Raw genomic sequence first — 21,329 nt, 5'->3', positions numbered from 1 at the left:
GCGTTACGCCTTTTCGCGTTGGATGCGCGGCACGAGCAATTGGAGAAGCGCGAGCGAAAGCAGATACATCATTGAGAAGTAGGCGAAGACCCACACGTAACTGCCGGTTTTTTGAAGGATGAGACCCGTGAATCCGTTCACGAAGCCGCCGGTGAAATACGCCACGAAACCGCCGAGCCCCACGACCGAGCTGATCGCTTCTTTCGGCATCGTATCGGAAACGACGCTGAACAGATTCGCCGACCACCCTTGGTGCGCCGAGCCCGCGAGCCCGATGATGATCACGGCCATCCACACTTCGCTCGCGAACGGCGCAAAGTAGATCGGCACGACCGCGATCGCGCACGCCAACAACGTGAGTTTACGCGCTTTGTTGAGCGTCCAGCCTTGGTTCATGAATTTGCCCGAAAGCCAGCCGCCCGCCACACCGCCGGCGGCGGCGAGCGCAAAAAATACCGCCGTCCAAAATCCCGTCGCGCCCAGATTGAGATGAAACCGCTTATTCAGAAAATCCGGGAGGAACGATTGATAAAATCCCCACGCCGGCCCGGCGAGGATGCTCGCGATCACATACGCCCACACCGAGCGATAGCTAAGTAATTTTAACCACGGCACGCGTTGCGGAGTTTCCTCAACAGCGGGTTGGCCGGCGCGGATGTAAGCCAGTTCGCTCGCGGAGATTTTGCGGTGCTGCTCCGGTTCATCGTAGAGCGCTTTCCACGCCACGAGCCAAAGCAGGCCGACAACGCCAGTGAGATAAAACGTCCATTCCCAACCGACCACTTTAAACAGCACTGGCACGGCGAGCGGGCACAGCACCGCGCCGACATTCGAGCCGGTGTTGAACCACCCGGTCGCGAGCGCGCGCTCTTTCACGGGAAACCACTCGGCCACGACCTTGATCGCTGCCGGAAAATTCGCGCCCTGCGTCAGCCCAAGCGCGATGCGCGCCATCACAAAACCCGCGACAGTCATCGGAATCACGAGCGTCGCCACCGCGAGGCCGCTCTCGGTTTTTTGAAACCACGGATAACTGAACGTCGCGCTCACATCGAGGTAGCGGCAGAAACCGTGGGCAATCGCCGCAAGCGTCCACAGCAGCACAAAAATCGGCAGCCCGCGTTTCGGCCCGATACGGTCGATGATTCGCCCGCCGAACAAATAACCGAACGCGTAGGAAAACGACTGCGCGGCCGCGATCATGCCGTAATCCGTTTCGCTCCATCCGAGTTCGCGACTCAACTCAGGTTTGAGAATGCTGATCGTGAGCCGGTGCAGGTAATTAACGACGATGGAAAAAAACAGGAGTCCGCAGATCACCCAGCGGAGCCGGCTGCCTCGATCAACGGGCGGAGTGTCGGCGGTCACAGGCAGGAAAAGTTAAAACTGACACGCCGGAGAGACCCCCGCCCCTCCGACGTGGAATTGTCCCAAGCCCTTACTCGAGGCAAAATCGCAGTGGTCACGCCAGCGCGCACGCGACGCAAAAAATAAAAAGTCAACATGGGGGGGTAAGGGGCGAAGCAGTCACAACCTGCAACCGACTGCACGGACAAGGCAAACGCAGAACCCAGCGCGCGCCAAATCCCCGCTTGTGCGCATTGTTGACTTCATTCGGCAAGCAGCCGACGCGCCGCACCCATTTGTTCAACAATGCGCACAACCTGCTGATTGAGTGCGCATGGTTCACTTACACGCTGCCAACCACCGCCACATGTAGGTTCAGCGCTTGAGCTGTCTGCATTACCCCAACCCCTCCCACCCCTTAGCGTCCTCACCGTGATCCTCGTGCGCTCCCTCGCGCACGGATAGAACATCGCCCGTTACCTCATGGCTACCCTCATGAAGTCGTCTCGCCGCTAACTCGGAATTACCGGGCTTCCTGCGCGCGGCCATCGCTGCCAAGTCCGCCAGCGCGAGCGCGTAAATTTTTTAGTCACACCACCAAAACCCTACATGAACCTCAGGAATCGAACCTCCCACTCGCCGCGCCGGCTTTGCTTCGCGCTGCTCTCGATCACTGCGTGGGCCAGCTCCGCGCTCGCCCAAACCGCACCCGTGGACCGCACGGCAGAAGAAACCGCCCAGTCCAAACTGACGACCGCTAACACCGCCAAGCCGGCCGGAGCACCCGCGAAAGAAGACGTGGTCGAACTTTCGCCCTTCCAAGTCACCGCGAACAACAAGGGCTATTTCTCCGCGAACTCGATGTCGGGCACGCGCATGAACTCGAAGATCGAAGACCTCGGCCAGTCGATCACGGTCATGACGAAGGAGCAGATGTCGGACTTCGCGATGCTCGATATCAACGACGTGTTCGATTACATGGCGGGCACCGAGGGCACGAATTCCTACTCTGAGTTCGTCACCGATCGCACCGGCGCGGTGGTCGACAATGTCAGCCTCAGCCCGAATACCGCCAACCGCGTCCGCGGCGTCGGCAGCGCCAATATCGCGTTCAACAACATCGCGACCTCCGGCCGCGTGCCGGTTGATCCGCTCTGGATCGACTCGCTCGAGTTGAGCCGTGGTCCGAACGCCAACATCTTCGGCCTCGGCAACGCCGGCGGCACGGTCAACCAAGTTCCTGCGACCGCCAACATCACGCGCGATTTCAACAAGGTGGAGATCCGCGCGGATAGCTACGAGGGCTACCGTGGTTCACTCGACGTGAACCGGATGCTCATCCGCAACAAGCTGGCCGTGCGCGCGAGTTACGCCTACCAGCACACCGGTTTCGTGCGGAAGCCCTCTGGTGAGGACTCCCGTCGCCTCAGCTTTCAGGTCAAAGCCCAGCCGTTCAAAAACACGACCCTGGCCGTATCGTGGTATAACTATAAAAACGCGTCCGTGCGGCCCAACTTCACCACCCCGCGCGACTACTACACCGATTGGGTCAAGGCCGGCAAACCGGGTTGGAACCCTGTCACCAATTTGGTCACGATCAACGGCCAGACCTATGGCAATGGTAACGTCCTCGGTTCCACGACGCCCTATACGGCCGCGCCGAGTTACTTCACTGGCGGTGCGGATACACGTTCCACCTTTCAAATCGGCGCCCCTGGCCAGACCCCTTACTGGACCCTGCCGCGATACACCAACCCAGCGGCGGCCGCTCCCACCGGTGCATTTGCAACCACCGATCCGTATGCCGCAGCTTACATCGGTGTCGGCCTGTTGCAAACGGGCCCCTCGGACACTTACACTGCCACGCAACAGCCGCTCTACAACTCTGTGGCCCGGCCCATCAACGATCAGTCCATCTATGACTGGACCAGCATCAATCTGGCGGGCAACAGCAAGGCGTGGGACGACGTCGACACCTACATGGCCCAGCTCGACCAGGTCATCCTCAACAGCTCCAAGCAGACCCTCGCGGCCCAAGCCACCTTCATGCGCGAAGATGCCAAGCGCAGGGAAAACCAGCCCATGGGCCCCGCGAGCGTCAACAGCAACGTCGGCCAGCTCATGGTGGACGTGAACATGGTTAACTTGGACGGCACCCCCAATCCCTATTACGGCCGTCCTTACTTGAAGACCAGCGAACCCTATCTACGCGACAAACCCTTGGTCTGGGACACCACGCGCGCCCAAGCCGTCTACCGCATTGATTTCTCCCAGGACAAGGGCTTCAGCAAGTGGCTCGGCACCCAACAGATTCTCGGCTACTACGAATACAAGAATCAGCAGAATCGCCTCTACAACTACCGGCATACCGCGTTGGGCTTGGACAAGGCTTGGCAGCAGAAATACGCGGCCTTGAATGCGCCGCTGGGCCTTCAAAGCAATGCCAACGCTGATGGCCGATACCTGAGCGCCACCGGCGCGCTGCTCGTTCCCGGCAACTACGCCCGCATCTCGGAACAATACTATGTCGGCAATACGCCCGGCGGCGGCATCGAATACGCCCCGAGTTATTTTCCCGAAGGCGCCAGTGTCCCCTATGTCTGGGGCCCCAACTCCACCTCGATGATCAGGGACGTATCCGCCATCGGCTTTACTCCGGTCTTCGGCGGCGGTCTCAACAACGTCAATACCGTCATCAAGACTGCGGGTGGCGTGTTTCAAAGCACCTTTCTCGAGGGTAAGCTGGTGGCCACTTTTGGCGCACGTGAGGACAAAGTCTACGATCGCAACGCCCCGCTCGCCTTGCTCACCTCGGATCTTCGCGAATTCGACTTCGAGGCGTCCAACCGATGGGTTTCCGACTGGCGCGCGGCCAAAGGAGACACCAAGTCCCTGTCGGTCGTGGCGCGCCCGTTCCGGGATCTCGGCTTCCTCCGACGCCGCGCAGACGGCGGGAGCGGAGCGAGCAAATTCCTGGCCGAGGTGGTCAGTGGCCTCAGCCTTACCTACAACAAGTCGGACAATTTCATCGCGCAGGGTCCAGCCTACGACCTGTTTCTCAAACAGCTGCCCAATCAAACCGGCACGAGCGAGGACATCGGCTTCTGGATCACCGCGCTCGATGGTAATCTTTCCATCCGCTACACCCACTTCGACACCAGGCAGCTCAATCTACGCAACGGCGACATCTCGACGATGGCCCAGCGCATTCTGCGCTATGAAGGCTTTGTCGCGACCGACGCTTGGAATCTGAAAACCCAAGCCGGCAACTGGATTAACGGTGTCGCCAGCGGTGGAAGCGCGAGCAATGCGCAAATCGCCGCGGCCATCAAGATGGACCTCGCCCAGTATGAAGGCTTGCAGCGCATTGGTGCCAACGGGACCTACGCCGCGGTCAATGATTTGCAGTCCAAAGGTCACGAGGTGGAAATCAACTACAACCCCACCAAATATTGGACCGTCGGTGCGTCGGTCACCAAGACCGTCTCGATTAACACCGCCGCCGGTGCCGCCGTGGACGAATACATCGCCGCACGCCTGCCCGTCTGGATGACCCTCGAAGATCCACGCTACACGCAAACGACGTATACTTTTAACGGAGTAACCACTCCCTACGCAACTGGGCCAGTTAACCTCCCGACCGGTGCCACCGGCCACTTGCTGTGGTGGAGCATCCTCGGCAGCACGTTCAGCACGGGAACCGCGTCGGCTGGCTACAACGCCACCAACTCCGCCTCGACGAATTTCGCCGGTAACGTCGATGCTCCCATGGCGGTGTTCCGCGCCTTGATCGGTCGCCCCCGGCCCCAGGCCCGCGTCTATTCCGCGAAGTTCAACACGCGCTACAATCTCGCTGGAATCAGCGACAACAAGTTCATCAAGAATACGACGGTGGGTGGCTCGGTGCGTTACTCCAGCAAAGGCTCCATCGGCTTCTATGGCCTCGGCTACACCGATGGCATGGATCTCACCCTCGCCGCGAATAAGATCCTGAAACTCGATCCGGATCGCCCGATCTACTCGCCAGCGGAATACTACGTCGATTTGTTCGTCAGCTACCGAACCAAGCTCTTCCGCGATAAGATTCGGGCGACTTTCCAATTCAACGTAAACAACGTGCAGGAAAACGGCGGCAACTTGCAGGCCACCAGTGCGTTCTTTGACGGCCGGGCTTCCACCTACCGCATCGTGGATCCGAGAATCTACAAGCTGTCGGCCTCGTTTGAATTCTAATCAGCCGAGCTGAAATTTTCCGCCATCGCCGCCACTCCCCACGTGGCGGCGATTTTTTTGAAAAAAACCGCTCACAAACCAATTGCTGTGACTTCCCGCCCGCCGCAATTTTCTCCGCGCCGATGAAGCGCTCCAGTCGTCCCGCTCCGCTCTTCGAGACGTCTTCGTCCGCGCTCGAATTTAACCGCTGGAAATTCGCCGGCCTGTTCGCCGCGATTTTTGCCGTCACGTTCATCGCTTACTTGCCCGCACTCAAAGGCGAGCTCCTGTGGGACGACATCGGCCACGTCACGAGCCCCGCACTCCAATCCTGGTCCGGTCTGCTGCGCATTTGGTTCGAACCGGGCGCCACGCAGCAATATTACCCGCTCCTGCATTCGGCGTTCTGGCTCGAACATAAACTCTGGGGCGACGCCACCGCGGGCTATCACGTGATCAATGTAATCTGGCACGCGCTTTCTGCATGCTTGCTCATTACCGTGCTGCGCCGACTCGCGATTCCCGGTGCGATCTTCGCCGGTTTACTCTTCGCGCTGCATCCGGTCTGCGTCGAATCCGTCGCCTGGATCACCGAGCAAAAAAACACGCTCTCGCTCGTGCTCTATCTCAGCGCCGCACTCGCTTACCTGTGTTTCGATCGCGAACGCTCGCCGCGCAGTTACGCTCTCGCGCTCGTCTTCTTCGCGGGCGCACTGCTCAGCAAAACCGTCACAGCTTCTCTGCCCGCCGCGCTGCTGGTGATTTTCTGGTGGCAACGCGGACGCTTGGCATGGCGCCGCGATATCGTGCCGCTCCTCCCCTGGTTCGCGCTGGGCGTGGCCAGCGGTTTATTTACCGCGCACTTCGAACGCGCGCTCATCGGCGCGCAAGGCTCCGAGTTCGCGCTCAATTTCGCCGACCGGCTCGTGCTCGCCGGACGCGTGTTTTGGTTTTATCTCGGCAAACTGATTTGGCCGGCGGAATTAATTTTCGTTTATCCGCGCTGGATCGTCGATGCGTCGATCTGGTGGCAATGGCTCTTCACGTTCGCCGGGCTCGGTCTGCTGGCCAGCCTGATTTGGTGGAGCCGGCGCAACCGCGGCCCGCTCGCTGCTGCGCTCTTGTTTGGCGGCTCGCTGTTTCCCGCCCTGGGATTTTTTAACGTTTACCCATTCCTCTTTTCCTACGTCGCCGACCACTTTCAATATCTGGCGAGCCTCGCAATCTTCGCGACCGCCGGAGTCGCGCTTACGTTCCTCCCGCGCAAAGCAGGCATCATTACCGGCGCACTGCTCACCACCGCGCTCGGCATTGTCACGTGGCATCACGCTGCGAGCTACCGCGACAACGTCACGCTCTACGAAACCACGCTCCAGCGAAATCCCGACGCGTGGCTCGCTCACCACAATCTCGCCGTCATCCTCGTCGACCGCGGCCAGTCCGCCGCCGCGCTGCCTCACCTTGAACGCACGCTCGCGCTCCGGCCAAATTATCCCGAGGCGCTGAACACTTTCGGCAACGCGCTCACGCAACTGGGCCGCGCGTCCGAAGCCATCGCTCCGCTCGACCGGGCCATTCAACTCCAGCCCCACTACGCCGAAGCGCACAACACCCTCGGAGTCGCGTTCATGGCGCTCGGTCGCGCAGAAGCAGGTCTCACTCAATTCGAAACCGCCGTGCACCTGAAACCCGACTACGCAACGGCGCATCGGAATTTCGGCCAGGCCTTGCTCAACGCCAAACGCCTGCCGGAAGCCACGCAGCATTTCACGCGAGCCGTCCAGCTCGACGCAGCGGACCTCTCTTCGCTCCTTCAACTCGGCACCGTTTTGGCGCTGCAAGGGCGCTACGCCGATGCGCTGCCGCATCTTCAAGCCGTGCTCGAAATTAATCCTGAGTCTGATCAAGCGCACCTCCGGCTTGCTTTGGCCCTTCGCTCGCTGGGCCGAACCACCGAAGCCAACGCGCACTACCAGCAAGCACTCCAGTTCAACCCCACCCTCGGTCGCTGATCGCAGCTAACGAAACCCCGTCACTCCCATGCTCCGCGCTTCCCTCCTCGCCGTATTTTTCACCACCGCCGCTTTCGCGCAGCCCGCAACAACCCTACCATTCCGCAACGCCGATCTGCCCGTTCCACAACGCGTCGACGATTTGCTTGCGCGTCTCACGCTCGAGGAGAAAATCGCACAGACGATGATGGCCACGCCGGCGATTCCCCGTCTCGGCATCGCGCAATACGATTGGTGGAACGAAGCCCTGCACGGCGTCGCGCGCAACGGCCTCGCCACCGTATTTCCCCAAGCGATCGGCCTCGCGGCGACGTGGAATCCTGAACTCCACGGAAAAATTGCCGAAATCATCGCGGTCGAAGCACGTGCAAAAAACAACGAAGCTCTCGCGCTCCAAGGTTACTCCAAACGTTACCAAGGCCTCACCATCTGGTCGCCCAACATTAATATCTTTCGCGACCCGCGGTGGGGCCGCGGCCAGGAAACTTACGGTGAAGATCCGTTTCTCACCGGCCGCTTCGGCGTCGCGTTCGTGCGCGGCTTGCAAGGCGACGATCCGCGTTACCTCAAAACCGTCGCGACGATAAAACATTACGCGGTGCACAGTGGCCCCGAGCCGGAGCGCCACCATTTCGACGCTGTCACCTCCGAGCGCGATCTCTGGGAAACGTATTTGCCCGCCTTCGAAGCCGGCATTCGCGAAGGTGGCGCGACATCCGTCATGAGCGCTTACAACGCCATCAATGGCATCCCCGCGCCGGCCCACCCCCAGCTCCTGCAAAAAATTCTCCGCGAACGCTGGGGCTTCACCGGCGCGGTCGTCGGCGATGTCGACAACGTCGCCGACCTGTGGCGCCCGAAAGCGCACCTCTTTTCCAAAGACGCCGCCGAGGCCAGCGCGCTTGCGATCAAAACCGGCAACGACCTGTGCAGCGGCATCACTTACCAGGCGCTCGGCAACGCGGTGAAACGCGGACTCGTCACCGAGGTCGACATCGATGTCGCGCTCCGCCGCCTCTTCGCGTTGCGCTTTCGCCTCGGTGAATTCGATCCGGTCGAGCGCGTGGCGTTCCGCGCGATTCCGCCGTCGGCCAACGCCACGCCCGAGCACGACCGCGTCGCGCTCGAAGCCGCGCGCCAGAGTCTCGTGCTCCTAAAAAACGACGGCACCCTTCCGTGGAACGCCCGAGATTTGAAGACCGTCGCCGTGCTAGGCCCGACTGGTTTCGAAGTGTCCACGTTGCTCGGCAACTACGAAGGAACTCCGCGTAAGCATATCACGCTCGTCGACGGACTCCGCGCCAAGTTCGAACCGCTCGGCATCAAGGTGCTCGCGGAGCCCGGGGTGTCGCTCGTGAAAGGTTTCCGCGTCAGCGGCCAGCCGTTTCCGGCGGGCGTGCTCTTCGCCGACGCCGCGCGCACACAGCCCGGACTCAAGGCCGAAGTCTTCGCAAACACTAACTACGATTACCGCAAATCTCCCCTCGAAGGCGCGCTGGCCTCGACCCGCAGCGATGCGCAGGTCGATCTCCAATGGGACGAGGCGCAACCCATCGTGGGCATCCCAATCAAAGACGCCACGGTGCGCTGGACCGGCGTCATCGTGCCACCCGTTTCCGGCGAATACGTCCTCGGCGTCGTCGCTGAAGGTGCGGTGCGACTTTTTATCGATGAGAAATCCGTTATTGATTCCTGGCGCAAAGATCCCGAGCGCCCGCTCAGCAACATTGTGACCTTCGAAGCGGGCCGTGCCTACGCGGTGCGCCTCGAATACGGTCAGACGCGTCCGAAAGGCCGCATCCAGTTTGGGTGGATCGCGCCGGGCACGGACGATTCGCTGAAGAAAGCGCTCGCCGCCGCCGAAGCCGCCGACCACCTCGTGCTCACGCTCGGCATCACGCCCAATCTCGAAGGCGAGGAAATGAGCGTCACGGCCGAAGGCTTCAAAGGCGGCGACCGGCTCACGCTCGATCTTCCCGCTACGCAGCGCGAATTGCTCGCCCGCGTGGCCGCGTTGAAAAAGCCGACTGTCGTCGTGCTCACCACCGGCAGTGCGCTCGCGCTCGATGACTCGCAGGCCAACACGGTGTTGCTCGCTTGGTATTATGGCCAACGCGGCGCCGACGCTGTCGCGCAAACGCTGCTCGGCGAAAACAATCCCGCTGGTCGCCTGCCAGTCACTTTTTACCGCGGCACCAACGACCTGCCCGCGTTCGACGATTACAGCATGCGCAACCGCACCTACCGTTACTACACCGGCAAACCGCTCTACGCTTTCGGCCACGGACTGAGCTACACGACTTTCGCCTACGAAAAAATTGCCGTCTCCTCAGCCGCCGTTCACGCCAGCGACACCCTCAACGTTGCCATCACCGTCAAAAACACCGGCCCGCGCGACGGCGACGAAGTCGTGCAACTCTACGCCACCGCCGAAAATCCTCCGGTGTCGATGCCGCTTCGCCAACTCGTCGCCTTCCAACGAGTGCCCTTGCGCGCCGGCGAAACGAAAACTCTCACGCTCACCGTCCCCATCGAACGCCTGCGCCGCTGGGACGAAACCAACGACCGCTACGTCGTCGACCCGGGCGCGTGGCACCTCGACGCCGGCCCGGCGTCCGATCGCCTGCCGCTACGCGCTACCTTGAAGATCACCCCGCAGTAATTTTCTCCCTCTTGTAACCGATGAAACGCTTTCTACCTCTGCTCACTGTTTCGCTTCTGGCCTGCCTACCTCTCGCCGAAGCCGCGCTCACACACCCGGTCGTGCCAGTTGCTCCTGCTGCGCCGAACATTCCGAGCGCACGCGTCAATCTCGCCGACTTCGGCGCCAAGCCGGATGGCGAAACGCTCAACACCGCAGCCTTTGCTCGCGCGATCTCCGCATTGTCGGAAAAAGGCGGTGGCACGCTCATCGTGCCCGCCGGCATCTGGCTCACCGGACCGGTGGAATTGCGCAGTCGCATCCGCGTCCATCTCGACGCGGGTGCACTCATCCAGTTTTCCCGTGACCACACGCTCTATCCGATGCGGGTGTTCGACGCGCGCGGCGAAAAAGAAGTCGATGTCACGTCGCCGCTCTCCGGCAATCATCTCGAAGATATCGCCATCGCCGGTGCAGGCGTAATCGACGGCGGCGGCGACGCGTGGCGCCACGTGAAAAAAGCCAAGACCACCGAAGCGTTTTGGAAAGCACTCGTCGCGTCCGGTGGCGTGGTTAACGCGAAAGGCGACGAATGGTTGCCCGCCGCGCCCGGTTTCGAAGCCCCCGCCGCGCTCAAGGCGCTCGTCGCAAGCGGCTCGCTCTCTCCGGCTGATTACGAACCTTATTGGTTTCTTCTCCGTCCGCGGCTCCTGCGTTTGCTCGAGTGCAAACGCGTGCTCATCGAAGGCGTCACGTTTCGCAACGCGCCTAACTGGACGCTGCATCCGTGGCTTTGCGAAGACGTGACGCTGCGCGATGTTAAAATCTTCAACGACCGCTGGGCGCAAAACAGCGACGCACTCGACATCGACTCGTGCCGCCGCGTCCACGTGCGCGGTTGCATCATCGATACGGGCGACGACGGCCTCTGCCTGAAATCCGGCATCAACGAATCCGGCCGACGCATCGGCGTGCCGACCGAAGACGTGTTGATCGAGGACTGCACCGTTTACGAAGGCCACGGCGGTTTTACGATCGGGAGCGAAATGTCCGGCGGCGTCCGCAATGTGCTCGTGCAAAACTGCACGTTCATCGGCACGGCGCTCGGCCTGCGTTTCAAAACCGCCCGCGGTCGCGGCGGTCTCGTGGAAAATATCCACATTCGCGGCATCCGCATGACCGGCATCGAAGGCAGTGCCATCGATTTCAATTTTTTCTATTTCAGCGAAGACCAGGCCGACGCGCCCGTGCCCGCCGTCTCGGCCGGCACGCCGACGTTTCGCAACATTCTCTTCGAAGAGATCACCTCGCGTGGTTCGAAAGCCGCATTCACATTGCGCGGCCTGCCGGAGATGCCGATCCGCGATATCACCTTCCGCGACGTGTCCCTCTCAGCCCAGCGCGGTGCCGATTTGGCTTACGCGGAAAACATCAATTTCGAACGCGTGAGCATCCGTGCCACGGAAGGCGACGCGCTGAAGACCGCTCGCGTGCTCAACTCCCAACTGGATCTCGTGCGCTAACCCCGTCGTTTCACACTCTCATGCTACCTTCGATCTCCGCACGCGCGTCAGTTGCTTTTCTGGTGGGGGCTCTCGGATTTCAGTCCGCATGCGCGACGCCCGCTGCGCTTGACGCCAAGCCTCGCGATCAAAAACCTGCTCCCCGCTATCTTTCCGAGCCGTTGATCCGCCACGTCTACACCGCCGATGCCGCGGCGCACGTGTTCGATGGACGCCTCTACCTTTACCCATCGCACGATATTCCCGGCGTCATCGACAACACCGATGGCAATCATTACGCGATGCGCGACTACCACATTTTCTCGATGGAGAAAGTCGGCGCACCGGTGACGGATCACGGTGTCGCATTTTCATTGGAAGACGTGCCATGGGCCAGCCGCCAACTCTGGGCGCCCGATGTCGCGCGCGCAAACGGTCGCTATTATTTTTATTTCCCCGCTCGTGACAAAGCGCAGGTGTTTCGTATCGGGGTCGCTGTTGGTGATTCCCCCACGGGCCCGTTCAAACCGCAGCCCGAGCCCATCGACGGCGCATTCAGCATCGATCCTGCGGCATTTCGCGATGACGACGGCACGCACTACCTTTACTTCGGAGGGCTCGCCGGCGGACAGTTGCAACGCTGGTCGAACAATCGCTACACGGCGGACGCGCCCGTCCCCACCGGCGATCAACCCGCCGCCGCCCCACGCGTCGCGCGACTCCGCGACGACCTGCTGGGCCTCGCCGAGCCTGCGCGTGAAATCGTGTTACTCGATCCGGCCGGCCGACCGTTGCTCGCCGGCGACGAAAATCGCCGATTCTTCGAGGGCGCGTGGATTCACAGGCACAACGGCGTTTACTATTTTTCCTATTCGACGGGCACCACTCACCAGATCGTTTACGCGACGGGCGACTCGCCTTACGGCCCATTTACCTACCGCGGCGTCATCCTAAAACCGGTGCAGGGCTGGACGACGCATCAATCCATCGTAAAGCACGACGGCAAATGGTGGCTGTTCTACCACGACGCGCAGCTTTCCGGTCAAAGCAACTTGCGCAACGTCAAGGTCACCGAACTGCACCACGAGGCTGACGGCAGCATCCGCGCGCTCGACCCGATGCGCGCCAACTAAGCCGCGAATAAAACTGCCGCTACGAAAGCAAATTTTCCCCAGTTATTTCACTCCCGCGGGCTTGGCGATCACGTGATGAATGCGCGTCGTGCGGATGCCGGGCTTTTCCTCGCCGGTGGGAATGATCCACGCATCGCCCCATTTTGTTGAGAGGGTCGTCACCGGACTCGACGTCGGCATCTGGCCGACGACGCGCCATGAATCCGTGCGCGGGTGGTAAGCGAGGATCTCCGCGGAGAAACCCGGGTGGCTTTCGTAAATTTTAATTTTTGCCTGCAACTCGGTGTCGATCTGTTTTTGCAACGCCGCTTGGTTCGCGCCGGGCGCAGTGAGTTCGCGGCGCAGTGCAGCGATCTTCAAATCGTGGGCTTCGAGCACGCCGAATAATTTTCCGCGGTCGCCGCCGAGCAGTAAAATTTCGTCGGAGCCTTCGACGATCGCCGTCGCACCCATGAGGCACGCGTTACCCGGAGGGGGCGAAAGCGTTTTCCACTTTTTTGTAGCAGGGTCGTAAACGTAGCCGTCGCCGAGCAGCGCCGCGGCTCCGCCCGCTTTCGGCAGGCGTCCGCTGAATAAATAAAAGCATGTATTTTTCCCGTTCGATTGCGCGGCGGCAATCGGGAGGATACGCGCCGGGCCAGGCCACGCGGGCAATTCTTCCCAGGCAAACGCCGCCGTTCCGCGCTTCGACAAATCGAGTGCGTAGAAACTATTCGCAAACTGCGCGTCTTTTACCGTGAGCTGGCCGCCCGCGACGTAAATCGTGCTGCCGATCATCGCACCGCTCATGAAACTCAGCGGCTTGGGTAGCGACGGCAGGGTCGTAGTCGTGACGGTGCGCGTCGCCGGATTCCACGCGAGCGCGAAGACATCGGCGTAGCAACGGTCATTGTCGGCGCCGCCTACGCACACGACGCCTTCAGGCGTGTTGAAACTCATCCCGTAACCCATCGCGCGCGGCAGTTTGAAACGCGCATCCGTGATCCATTCGTAGCCGCCAGCGGATTTTTTTGTGAGCACGAGAATATCGTCCCACCACGCTTTGACTCCGTTGGCCCACGGCGGGTTTACGGGGAAATTCGCGCCGCCCGCGACGAGCAAGGCGTCGTGATGCACGCCCACATACGGCCCGGCGAGGCCGGCTTGTTTCGTCTGGCCCGGCGCAGGCGGCAGCGCGGGGAGTTCTCTCCACGTGAGCCGCCATTTTTCACCGGCACAGGAAACTGAAGTGAGGGAAAGAGTGCTCATGAAAACAAAACGGTTGAGGAAGCGGCGGCCGCGGCGGAGCGGGCGCGAAAGTGTTTCAAAGAGTGCTGGGGTATTCATCAGGCTTTGGTTGCGGCGACGGACGGTTTCTTGAAAAAGAGACTGACGAGTGAGCCGAGCAGGAAACAGGTCAGCACGCCAATCAACGAATAGAGGTAAAAATGCACGCGTGTGGCGGTTTGCAAATAATACAACAGCACCGCACTCGCAATCGCGCCCGTCATCGCGCCCTGAAGATTTGCGCGCTTGTTGGCGATGCCGAGGAGGAAAAGCCCGCCGAGGCCGCTCGCAGTGAGCCCAAGCACGCGCTGAAATATGTCGAAGGCCGAATCGATTTTCGTAAACGCGAGCACGATCGCCAGCGCGACCGCGATGACGCCCATGCCGGCGGTGAGCCATTTTGCGAGCTTCAGCCAGTGCGCGTCCGGCTTTTTCGGGCCGAGGCGTTGCAGGAAATCCGTGACGATGACCGTGGACGTGCTGTTGAGGCTGGTGGAAATCGCGGATTGCGCGGCGGCGAAAATACCTGCGATCACGATACCCGCGACGCCCGCCGGCATTTCGCGCGCGATGAAGAATGGCAGGATGGCATCGTTGCGCGGCAGGCCTCCCAGGCGCTCGGCGTTGAACTGGTAATAGACATAGATGGCTGTGCCCACCGCGAGAAACACGAGGGTGTTGCCGGTATTGAGAATCGCGTTGATCCACATCGCGCGGCGCGCAGCCGGCAAATCAGTCGTGGTTTGGTAACGCTGAATGATACTCTGGTCTGAAATGTAGGGAATGAGCTGAGTAAACATGCTGCCGATGAGCACGACCCAGAGCGCATTGGTGGTGTGGTCGCCGGACCAATTGATCATCTGGAATTTGTTCTGATCCGAGGCGACCGAGACAAACGTATCGAAACCGCCGTCGAGCCGGTGGATCACGAGAAAGAAACTCATGAACGCCGCCCCGAGTAAAAAAACCGTTTGCGCAAAATCTGTCCAGATCACGCCTTCGATGCCGCCCAGTGCCGAGTAAACGGCGCTAAGCGTGCCGATGAGCAGGATGCAGACGACGAGATTGAAATCCGTGACCGCCGCGAGCGCGAGTGCCGGCATGTAGATGACGAGCGCCATGCGTCCCACCTGAAACAAGACAAACGCTGACGCTCCGTAAATGCGCGCAACGAGCCCGAAACGTTTCTCCAGATACTCGTAAGCCGACGCCGAGGTGAGGCGATTAAACACCGGCAACAACACGAAAACGACCACCGGCGCGAGCAGCAGGATCGGGAGATTGACGAAAAAAATTATCCAGTTCTCCGCGTAGGCTTTCGCGGGAATCGACATATAAGAAATCGAACTCACGTTCGAAATACTGATGCCCATCACCCACCACGGAATGCGCCGGCCCGCCGAGAAGTAATCGGTCGTGCTTTTATTTCGCTTTGTAAACCACAGCCCGATTGCCGCCGTCGCGACGAGATACAGTCCGAGGGTGATGTAGTTTAAGGTGCCGAATTCGACGTGGGCGGAGTCCATGAAACTGGGCTTGAGGGGGATTGACCAAAAATTCCGCCACGATTCACGTCGCCCGTGAGCGGGCCCGACTACTTGAGCGAATCCTTGCCATCCGTGAGCCACTCGAGATTGAAGCGCGCGACGGTCATGTAGCGGTTATTGTAATAATTGTCTGCAATCCAGCCTTGTTCATAGAGGCAAAGAATCGTTCCGTCGGGCAACACGGTGAGATCGGAATACGAAGCCCGTCCGGGTTCCAGCACCTTGGAATACGCCCACGTCTTGCCGTCGTCATAGCTGAGTTTGAGCGTGAGGTTTTCGCGGAGGCGTCCGCCCCACTTCACCACCGAGCGCGATTTGGTGCGGCTGTCGGGATTCGCGAACAGGATGCGATGTTTGCGCTCACCGCCCGTGAGTTTCAGCACGCTCGCAAAACAGATCGGCGAATACAGATCATGGTGCAGCGTGGGCTTCGTCCAATTCGTCGCGCCGTCCTTGCTGTAGGCGATCGCTTTGCGAAAGGAGGGATCTTCGTTGCGCACGAACAGCAAAACGCCGCCGTCGCTCGCTTCAACTGCGACGGTTTCATTCATATTCTTGAGCGTGTCCGGCAGGATGTCGCCGCACTGCCATGATTTGCCATGGTCGTCGCTGTAGATAACCGAGGTCACGGATGGACGGTGCGCCTTGCCCTTGCCTGATTTGTTCGGCTCACCCGGGCACAACCACACCGGCACGACGAGGCGGCCGTTTTTCAACTGGATGCCGTGACCCGGGCCCGGCGCGATGACCGACCACTTATATTTTGCCTGAAACGCCGCGAGTTGCGGCGTGATTTCTTCGGCTTTAGAAAATGTCTTCCCGCCATCGCGGCTGCGCATCGTGTAAACCCGCGCGTAGTCCACCTGATACATGAAGATTACTTCCTTGGTTTTGTCGTCCCAGATAGCGACTGGGTTATCGGCGACGCCATCGCCATGTTCAGCGACGACGCGCGCGGGCTCCCACGATTTTCCTCCGTCGGGACTGCGGCGCATTAGCAACTGAATCGTGGCCCAATCGGACACCGCCGTGCGGGCCGAGGTAAACGCGAGCACGGAACTGTCCGGCAACGCCAGCAAACACGGAATGCGAATCGAGCGGTATTTTCCCTCGGCGGTCACCTCGAAGAGATTTTCTTTTTCGATGAAAGCGTCCTCAGCATTGGGCTTCGCGTGTGCTCCGACGCAGACGAAAGCCGCGCAGGCGAGAAACGTGAGTGAGCGAATGGTGCGGCGAGTTTGGGTTAACATAAAAATCGAAGTTAAGGGTTGTGCGTGAGCCACTCGGGCGAGAGGCGCGCGAGCGTGAGGTATTTGTAGGGCCACGACGTCTTCGCGTTCTCGCCGCCGTTTTCATAAAAACAGAGAATCGTGCCGTCTGGCAGCACAGCGAGATCGCTGTAAGCACTGGGCCCATTTTGCAACAAACGGCTCACGGGCCACGTGCGACCGTCGTCATAGCTGGCTTTGACGGTGACATTTTTGCGATCACGGCGTTCGCCGGGCACGCCCTTGCCATCGGCGCGGTCGAGACTGTCGGGATTCGAGAACAGGAGAAACGGTTGCGGCGATGACCGCGTGCCCGGATGCCGCACGAGTCCCGCCATGCACACCGGTTCCAGCAACTCGGGCACGAATTCCGGTTTCGTCCAGCCGGTTGCGCCGTCTTTGCTGAAGGAAACGACGCGGCGATTCGCCAGAGCACGCGTGCGGACATTGAGCATCACGCGACCATCGCTGAGTTCGACGGCGATGTTCTCACTGGTGCCGGGCGTGTGTTGATCGTTCGGCACCGCGATCTCGCCTGCGTGCCAAGTCTGGCCTTGGTCGTCGCTGTAGATCGTCGAGCCAATCGCGTTGGCGTGCGCGGCGGCTTCCGATTTAGCCACCCACACCGGCACGACGAGACGGCCGGTTTTCAACTGAATCGCGTGGCCTGGCCCAGTCGCGATCACGCGCCACGGCCACTTCGCGCGAAACTCCTCGAAGGCCGACGTAATCTCGCGGGGCTCCGACCACGTGACGCCGTCGTCCTCGCTGCGCCTATAGAAACTTCGCATGTATTCCACGCAGTAGATGAAATGCACCGTGCCGTCGCGGTCGGCGATCATCACGGGATTATTCACCGTTTGCTCGGTCGGTCCGCCGACGCTCTTTTTGGATTTTTTGTCGGTCGCGACTGGGTTGCGTGGCAGGCGCGGGCCGGTGTGCGCGATCTGGCGCACGGGTTCGAAGGTTTTGCCACCGTCCGCACTCCGTTGCGCATGCACCTCGATTTCACCCCAATCCTGACCGGTGAATTTCCGCGCTTCGCAATATACGAGCACGGTGCCTTTCGCGGTCACCACGATGCCCGGAATGCGATAGCTCACGAAGCCGTCGGTTTTCTCTTCGAACAGGTTAATCTTTTCCGGTGGTGAAATGACCGGAGTGGCGGCTGGCAACAGCCCAGCCAATGCTAAAAAGCCGGCGCAGACCAACGCGCCAACGCGCGCACCGTTCAGGCGCGCGCTGCGAAACGAATTCTCGAAAAAACTAGTTTTGAGTGAGTGAGTCTTTGCCATCGGTGAGCCATTCGAGGTTAAAGCGGAACACGCTGAGATATTTTGTGTTGAGGTTGTTGCCTTCGATTTCCACCCGCTCGACGAGCGCGTAGATCATTCCATCCCGTCCTACGGCGATATCAGCGTAGCCACTGCGACGCGGTTCGAGGATTTTCGAAAGCTTAAAGGTTTTCCCTTCGTCGTAGCTAACGCGCACGCTGACTTTCTCGCGCGGACGCGGGCCAAACCAGCGAATGACTTCATTGTTACCTTTGCTATCCGGATGGATGTAGAGGAGGCGCGTTTTTTTGCCGTCCCCATCGCCACTCAATCGAATCGCTGTGCCGAAGCTGATCGGAGAATAAAGATCTTCATGCAACTCCGGCGTCGTCCAGTTCGTCGCACCGTCATCGGAGTAAGCGACGGCGTGCCGATACGCGGGCTCTTCGTTACGAATGAAAAGCGCGACGCGGCCGTCTTCAAGTTGCACGGCGGCGCATTCACTGGGCGAGATGAGCGACTGCTGCACGATTTCCCCGCGCTGCCAGCTTTTGCCGTGGTCGTCACTGTAGATCGTGGTCGCGACGGACGGGCGGTGAATTTTTCCGCCGTTGCACAACCACATCGGAATAACGAGTCGCCCATTTTTCATCTGCAAGCCGTGGCCAGGGCCGGGCGCCATCACGTTCCAATTATATTCAGGTTTAAACTGGTCCATCGTCCCCGTGATATCGACCGGCGCAGACCACGTCTTCCCGTCATCATCACTGCGCATATAGAAGAGCTTGGCGTAATCCTTCTGAAACAGAAAATGCACCGCGCCCGTCTCTTGATCGACGATGGCGGTCGGATTATCGACGGTGGATTTCGCTCCGGCGGCTTTCGGCGGCGAAATGATGCGGCGCTCCTCCCACGTTTTTCCCTGGTCGAGGCTGCGGCGCATCATGATGTCGATATCCGCCCAATCGGACACCGCGCGACGCGCCGAGGTGAACGCCAACACTGCGCCGCTCTTGGTGACGACGATGCAGGGGATGCGGTAAGACAGGTAGCCTTCCACGGGCACTTCCCACAAATCCGTGCGCTCAAAAATCGGCGTGGCCGGGTCAGCTGAAAGCGGCGCGGCCAACATCAGCGCGAGCGCCAACGACACGGACACCGGGCGGAGCAATGGGCGAAACTGCGAAAGCGTAAATTGCATGACGGGAAATTTTACTGGCTCTTGAGGACTTGTTTTTCACCCGACGGTTTGTCGCTCAAATCCTCGGGGTTAATGTAAACGGCGACCAAGTGGCTCTTACCCGGCGCATCGCCACGATTCGTGTAGTCCACGAGCAAGATGCGACCGTCTTTCAATTGCAGCCATGACGTGTAGCCATGGTCAGGCCGGTGTTTCGGACCGATCGGATTGGAGTGAATCTGGATCAAGCGGTCGCGTTGATATTGGTCGGGCCACTTGCCGTCTTTCACGAGCCACTGCCAGACGAAGACCGGCTGTGCAGGATTGAAGACGCGATAGGTGACACGTTGCCAGTGGCTTTTGCCTTTGTCGCCGAGCTGGCCGAACTGCGTGCGTTGCGTTGGCTCGTTACTGAGAAAATCTTTGAGGGCATACGATTCCCAGAACACCGGCGCGCTAAACGCGATTTTGTCGTCCACGTAAACTTGCAGCAGCCCGCGACGCAGCCGGATCGCGATCTCGCGATACTGCGTCATGTCCATCGCCTTTTTTTCGTCGAGCACATTGTCGGTGATCCAAAGCCCGTCAGAAGCAATTTTGAGCATCACCGGGCCTCGGAATGACTGCACGCGATTCAACGACAGAAACGCGACGGGCACTCCGGTCGGCCCTTCCACTTTCATTCGCGCGCTGAAAACGATTTCACTCTTGGACGATTCCGGTGGGAGAAAACTAAAGCGCGCGGCGTGGTCCGGTTTGTTTTCGATGACGAGCGCATCCGCCGTGAGTTGCATTGCGGCGGGAGCCGCCGGGCCACCGATTTCGTAACGGCCCGCTTCTTTCTTCAAATCCCCCACCCAGCCGAATGTGCCCAGTCCGCCCAGCATGTTGCGACCAGTGACAAGCGTGCGCCCATCCGGCAGCTGTTTCGCGTAAGGCCGGTGAAACGCGAACGGCAACATCTCCGGTTTGCCCCACGTTTTGCCGCAGTCCTTCGAAAACACCACGAAGCTCGGTTCGCCGGCAGAATGATTTTCGCGCAACACGCACGCGAGCTCCGGCGTCTTGCCTTTACCTTTGAGTTCAACGATCGCGCCTTCGCAGAAACGGTGAAATCCATCGTGCGCGACCGTCGCGCGCTTTTTCCAGTGCTGGCCCTGGTCGTCGCTCACGTAGAGCACTTGGGCAAATTCCTGCGACTCGCCGAGCATCACGTGCGCGACAAACCCGAGCGAACCGTCCGGCAGATCCATCACGTGATCCGGCTCGAAGCCTTTCACTCGCGGCATGAACTGCGGCTCGCTCCACGTGTCGCCGTTGTCAGTGCTCCAATACGCCATGATGCCTGACGGCTGGTCTTCATGAAAATGACCCCAATCGTCCTGATCGATGAGCACGATGAGCCGACCGTCTTTTAAGATGCTCAGGCGCGGCGTGACGAGCCGCTCCTCACCTTTGCGCATGTCGTGGCTGTCGACCGTCGCGTGCTTGCGCCAGGTTTTCCCCTGATCATCGCTCACAAGGATGATGAGATGCTGATCTTCGATTGAGAAATGTTTCTCGGTGTCGGAATACACCAGCATCAGTCGTCCGCTCGGCAATTCGACAATGTCGGGGTTTTTGGTGAAGCGTCCCGGATTGCGCCAGATGTCGAAGACCCGGTCGTGCAGCGATCGCGGGTGCAACACCGGCGCCGGGAAACGGGTCGCGTCGACTTCCGCAGGCTGCGCAGCAGCGCCGATTAAAGAAAACGACAAGGCGGACAGGAAAGCCAGAACGCGGCAGCGACGGATCGATTTCATGGAAACGAGGGGAAGGGACACGGAGCGAGGGGTAGAGACGCATCCAAATTTTATCCCCACACGATTCAACGCGCGACTCATGGTGCTGTCGTGGCACCATAGCTGGCCGTGATCGTGTGGCCGAGGCGTGGTGGGATACTCGACC

12 protein-coding genes are annotated in these 21,329 nt (G+C 60.1%); 5 read left to right on the top strand and 7 right to left on the bottom strand.

Annotated features, from left to right (window positions below; translation table 11 throughout):
• Window positions 1-3: 3 nt before the first annotated feature.
• Window positions 4-1,368, bottom strand: a complete 1,365-nt coding sequence (locus tag ACRRQW_RS10665) for an MFS transporter (RefSeq protein ID WP_438481346.1) — start codon at window positions 1,366-1,368, stop codon at window positions 4-6.
• Between the two features lie 588 nt (window positions 1,369-1,956).
• Between ACRRQW_RS10665 and ACRRQW_RS10660 the strand changes: the two genes are divergently transcribed.
• From ACRRQW_RS10660 to ACRRQW_RS10640, 5 genes are all read left to right on the top strand, one after another.
• Window positions 1,957-5,580: a TonB-dependent receptor plug domain-containing protein gene (locus ACRRQW_RS10660; protein ID WP_438481345.1), complete on the top strand. Its 3,624-nt coding sequence runs from the start codon at window positions 1,957-1,959 to the stop codon at window positions 5,578-5,580.
• Between the two features lie 122 nt (window positions 5,581-5,702).
• A complete protein-coding gene (locus ACRRQW_RS10655; RefSeq protein WP_438481344.1) occupies window positions 5,703-7,571 on the top strand; it encodes a tetratricopeptide repeat protein in 1,869 nt (622 codons plus the stop codon).
• Between the two features lie 28 nt (window positions 7,572-7,599).
• Window positions 7,600-10,233: a glycoside hydrolase family 3 C-terminal domain-containing protein gene (locus tag ACRRQW_RS10650; RefSeq protein ID WP_438481343.1), complete on the top strand. Its 2,634-nt coding sequence runs from the start codon at window positions 7,600-7,602 to the stop codon at window positions 10,231-10,233.
• A gap of 20 nt (window positions 10,234-10,253) precedes the next feature.
• A complete protein-coding gene (locus tag ACRRQW_RS10645; protein WP_438481342.1) occupies window positions 10,254-11,735 on the top strand; it encodes a glycoside hydrolase family 28 protein in 1,482 nt (493 codons plus the stop codon).
• A 20-nt stretch (window positions 11,736-11,755) separates the two neighbouring features.
• Window positions 11,756-12,847, top strand: coding sequence for a glycoside hydrolase family 43 protein (locus ACRRQW_RS10640; RefSeq protein WP_438481341.1), 1,092 nt, complete (start codon window positions 11,756-11,758; stop codon window positions 12,845-12,847).
• A gap of 42 nt (window positions 12,848-12,889) precedes the next feature.
• Here ACRRQW_RS10640 and ACRRQW_RS10635 read toward each other — a convergent pair whose 3' ends face one another.
• From ACRRQW_RS10635 to ACRRQW_RS10610, 6 genes are all read right to left on the bottom strand, one after another.
• Window positions 12,890-14,095 carry a kelch repeat-containing protein gene (locus ACRRQW_RS10635; protein WP_438481340.1) on the bottom strand — a complete coding sequence of 402 codons (1,206 nt, stop codon included), beginning with the start codon at window positions 14,093-14,095 and terminating at the stop codon, window positions 12,890-12,892.
• A gap of 77 nt (window positions 14,096-14,172) precedes the next feature.
• Entirely contained in the window at window positions 14,173-15,639 is a 1,467-nt protein-coding gene (locus ACRRQW_RS10630; protein ID WP_438481339.1) for a sodium:solute symporter, read from the bottom strand.
• Window positions 15,640-15,707: 68 nt separating this feature from the next.
• Entirely contained in the window at window positions 15,708-16,910 is a 1,203-nt protein-coding gene (locus ACRRQW_RS10625) for a sialidase family protein (protein WP_438481338.1), read from the bottom strand.
• An 11-nt stretch (window positions 16,911-16,921) separates the two neighbouring features.
• A complete protein-coding gene (locus ACRRQW_RS10620) occupies window positions 16,922-18,103 on the bottom strand; it encodes a sialidase family protein (protein ID WP_438481336.1) in 1,182 nt (393 codons plus the stop codon).
• A 91-nt stretch (window positions 18,104-18,194) separates the two neighbouring features.
• Window positions 18,195-19,403, bottom strand: a complete 1,209-nt coding sequence (locus ACRRQW_RS10615) for a sialidase family protein (protein WP_438481335.1) — start codon at window positions 19,401-19,403, stop codon at window positions 18,195-18,197.
• Window positions 19,404-19,414: 11 nt separating this feature from the next.
• Complete coding sequence (locus ACRRQW_RS10610; RefSeq protein WP_438481333.1) at window positions 19,415-21,184, bottom strand: sialidase family protein; 1,770 nt, start codon at window positions 21,182-21,184, stop codon at window positions 19,415-19,417.
• Window positions 21,185-21,329: the final 145 nt, after the last annotated feature.

Source organism: Oleiharenicola lentus (genome assembly GCF_051660365.1).
GTDB classification, from domain to species: domain Bacteria; phylum Verrucomicrobiota; class Verrucomicrobiia; order Opitutales; family Opitutaceae; genus Lacunisphaera; species Lacunisphaera lenta_A.
Note: the sequence above shows the minus strand (reverse complement) of the source record. Positions and strands in the feature narration are given on the sequence as shown.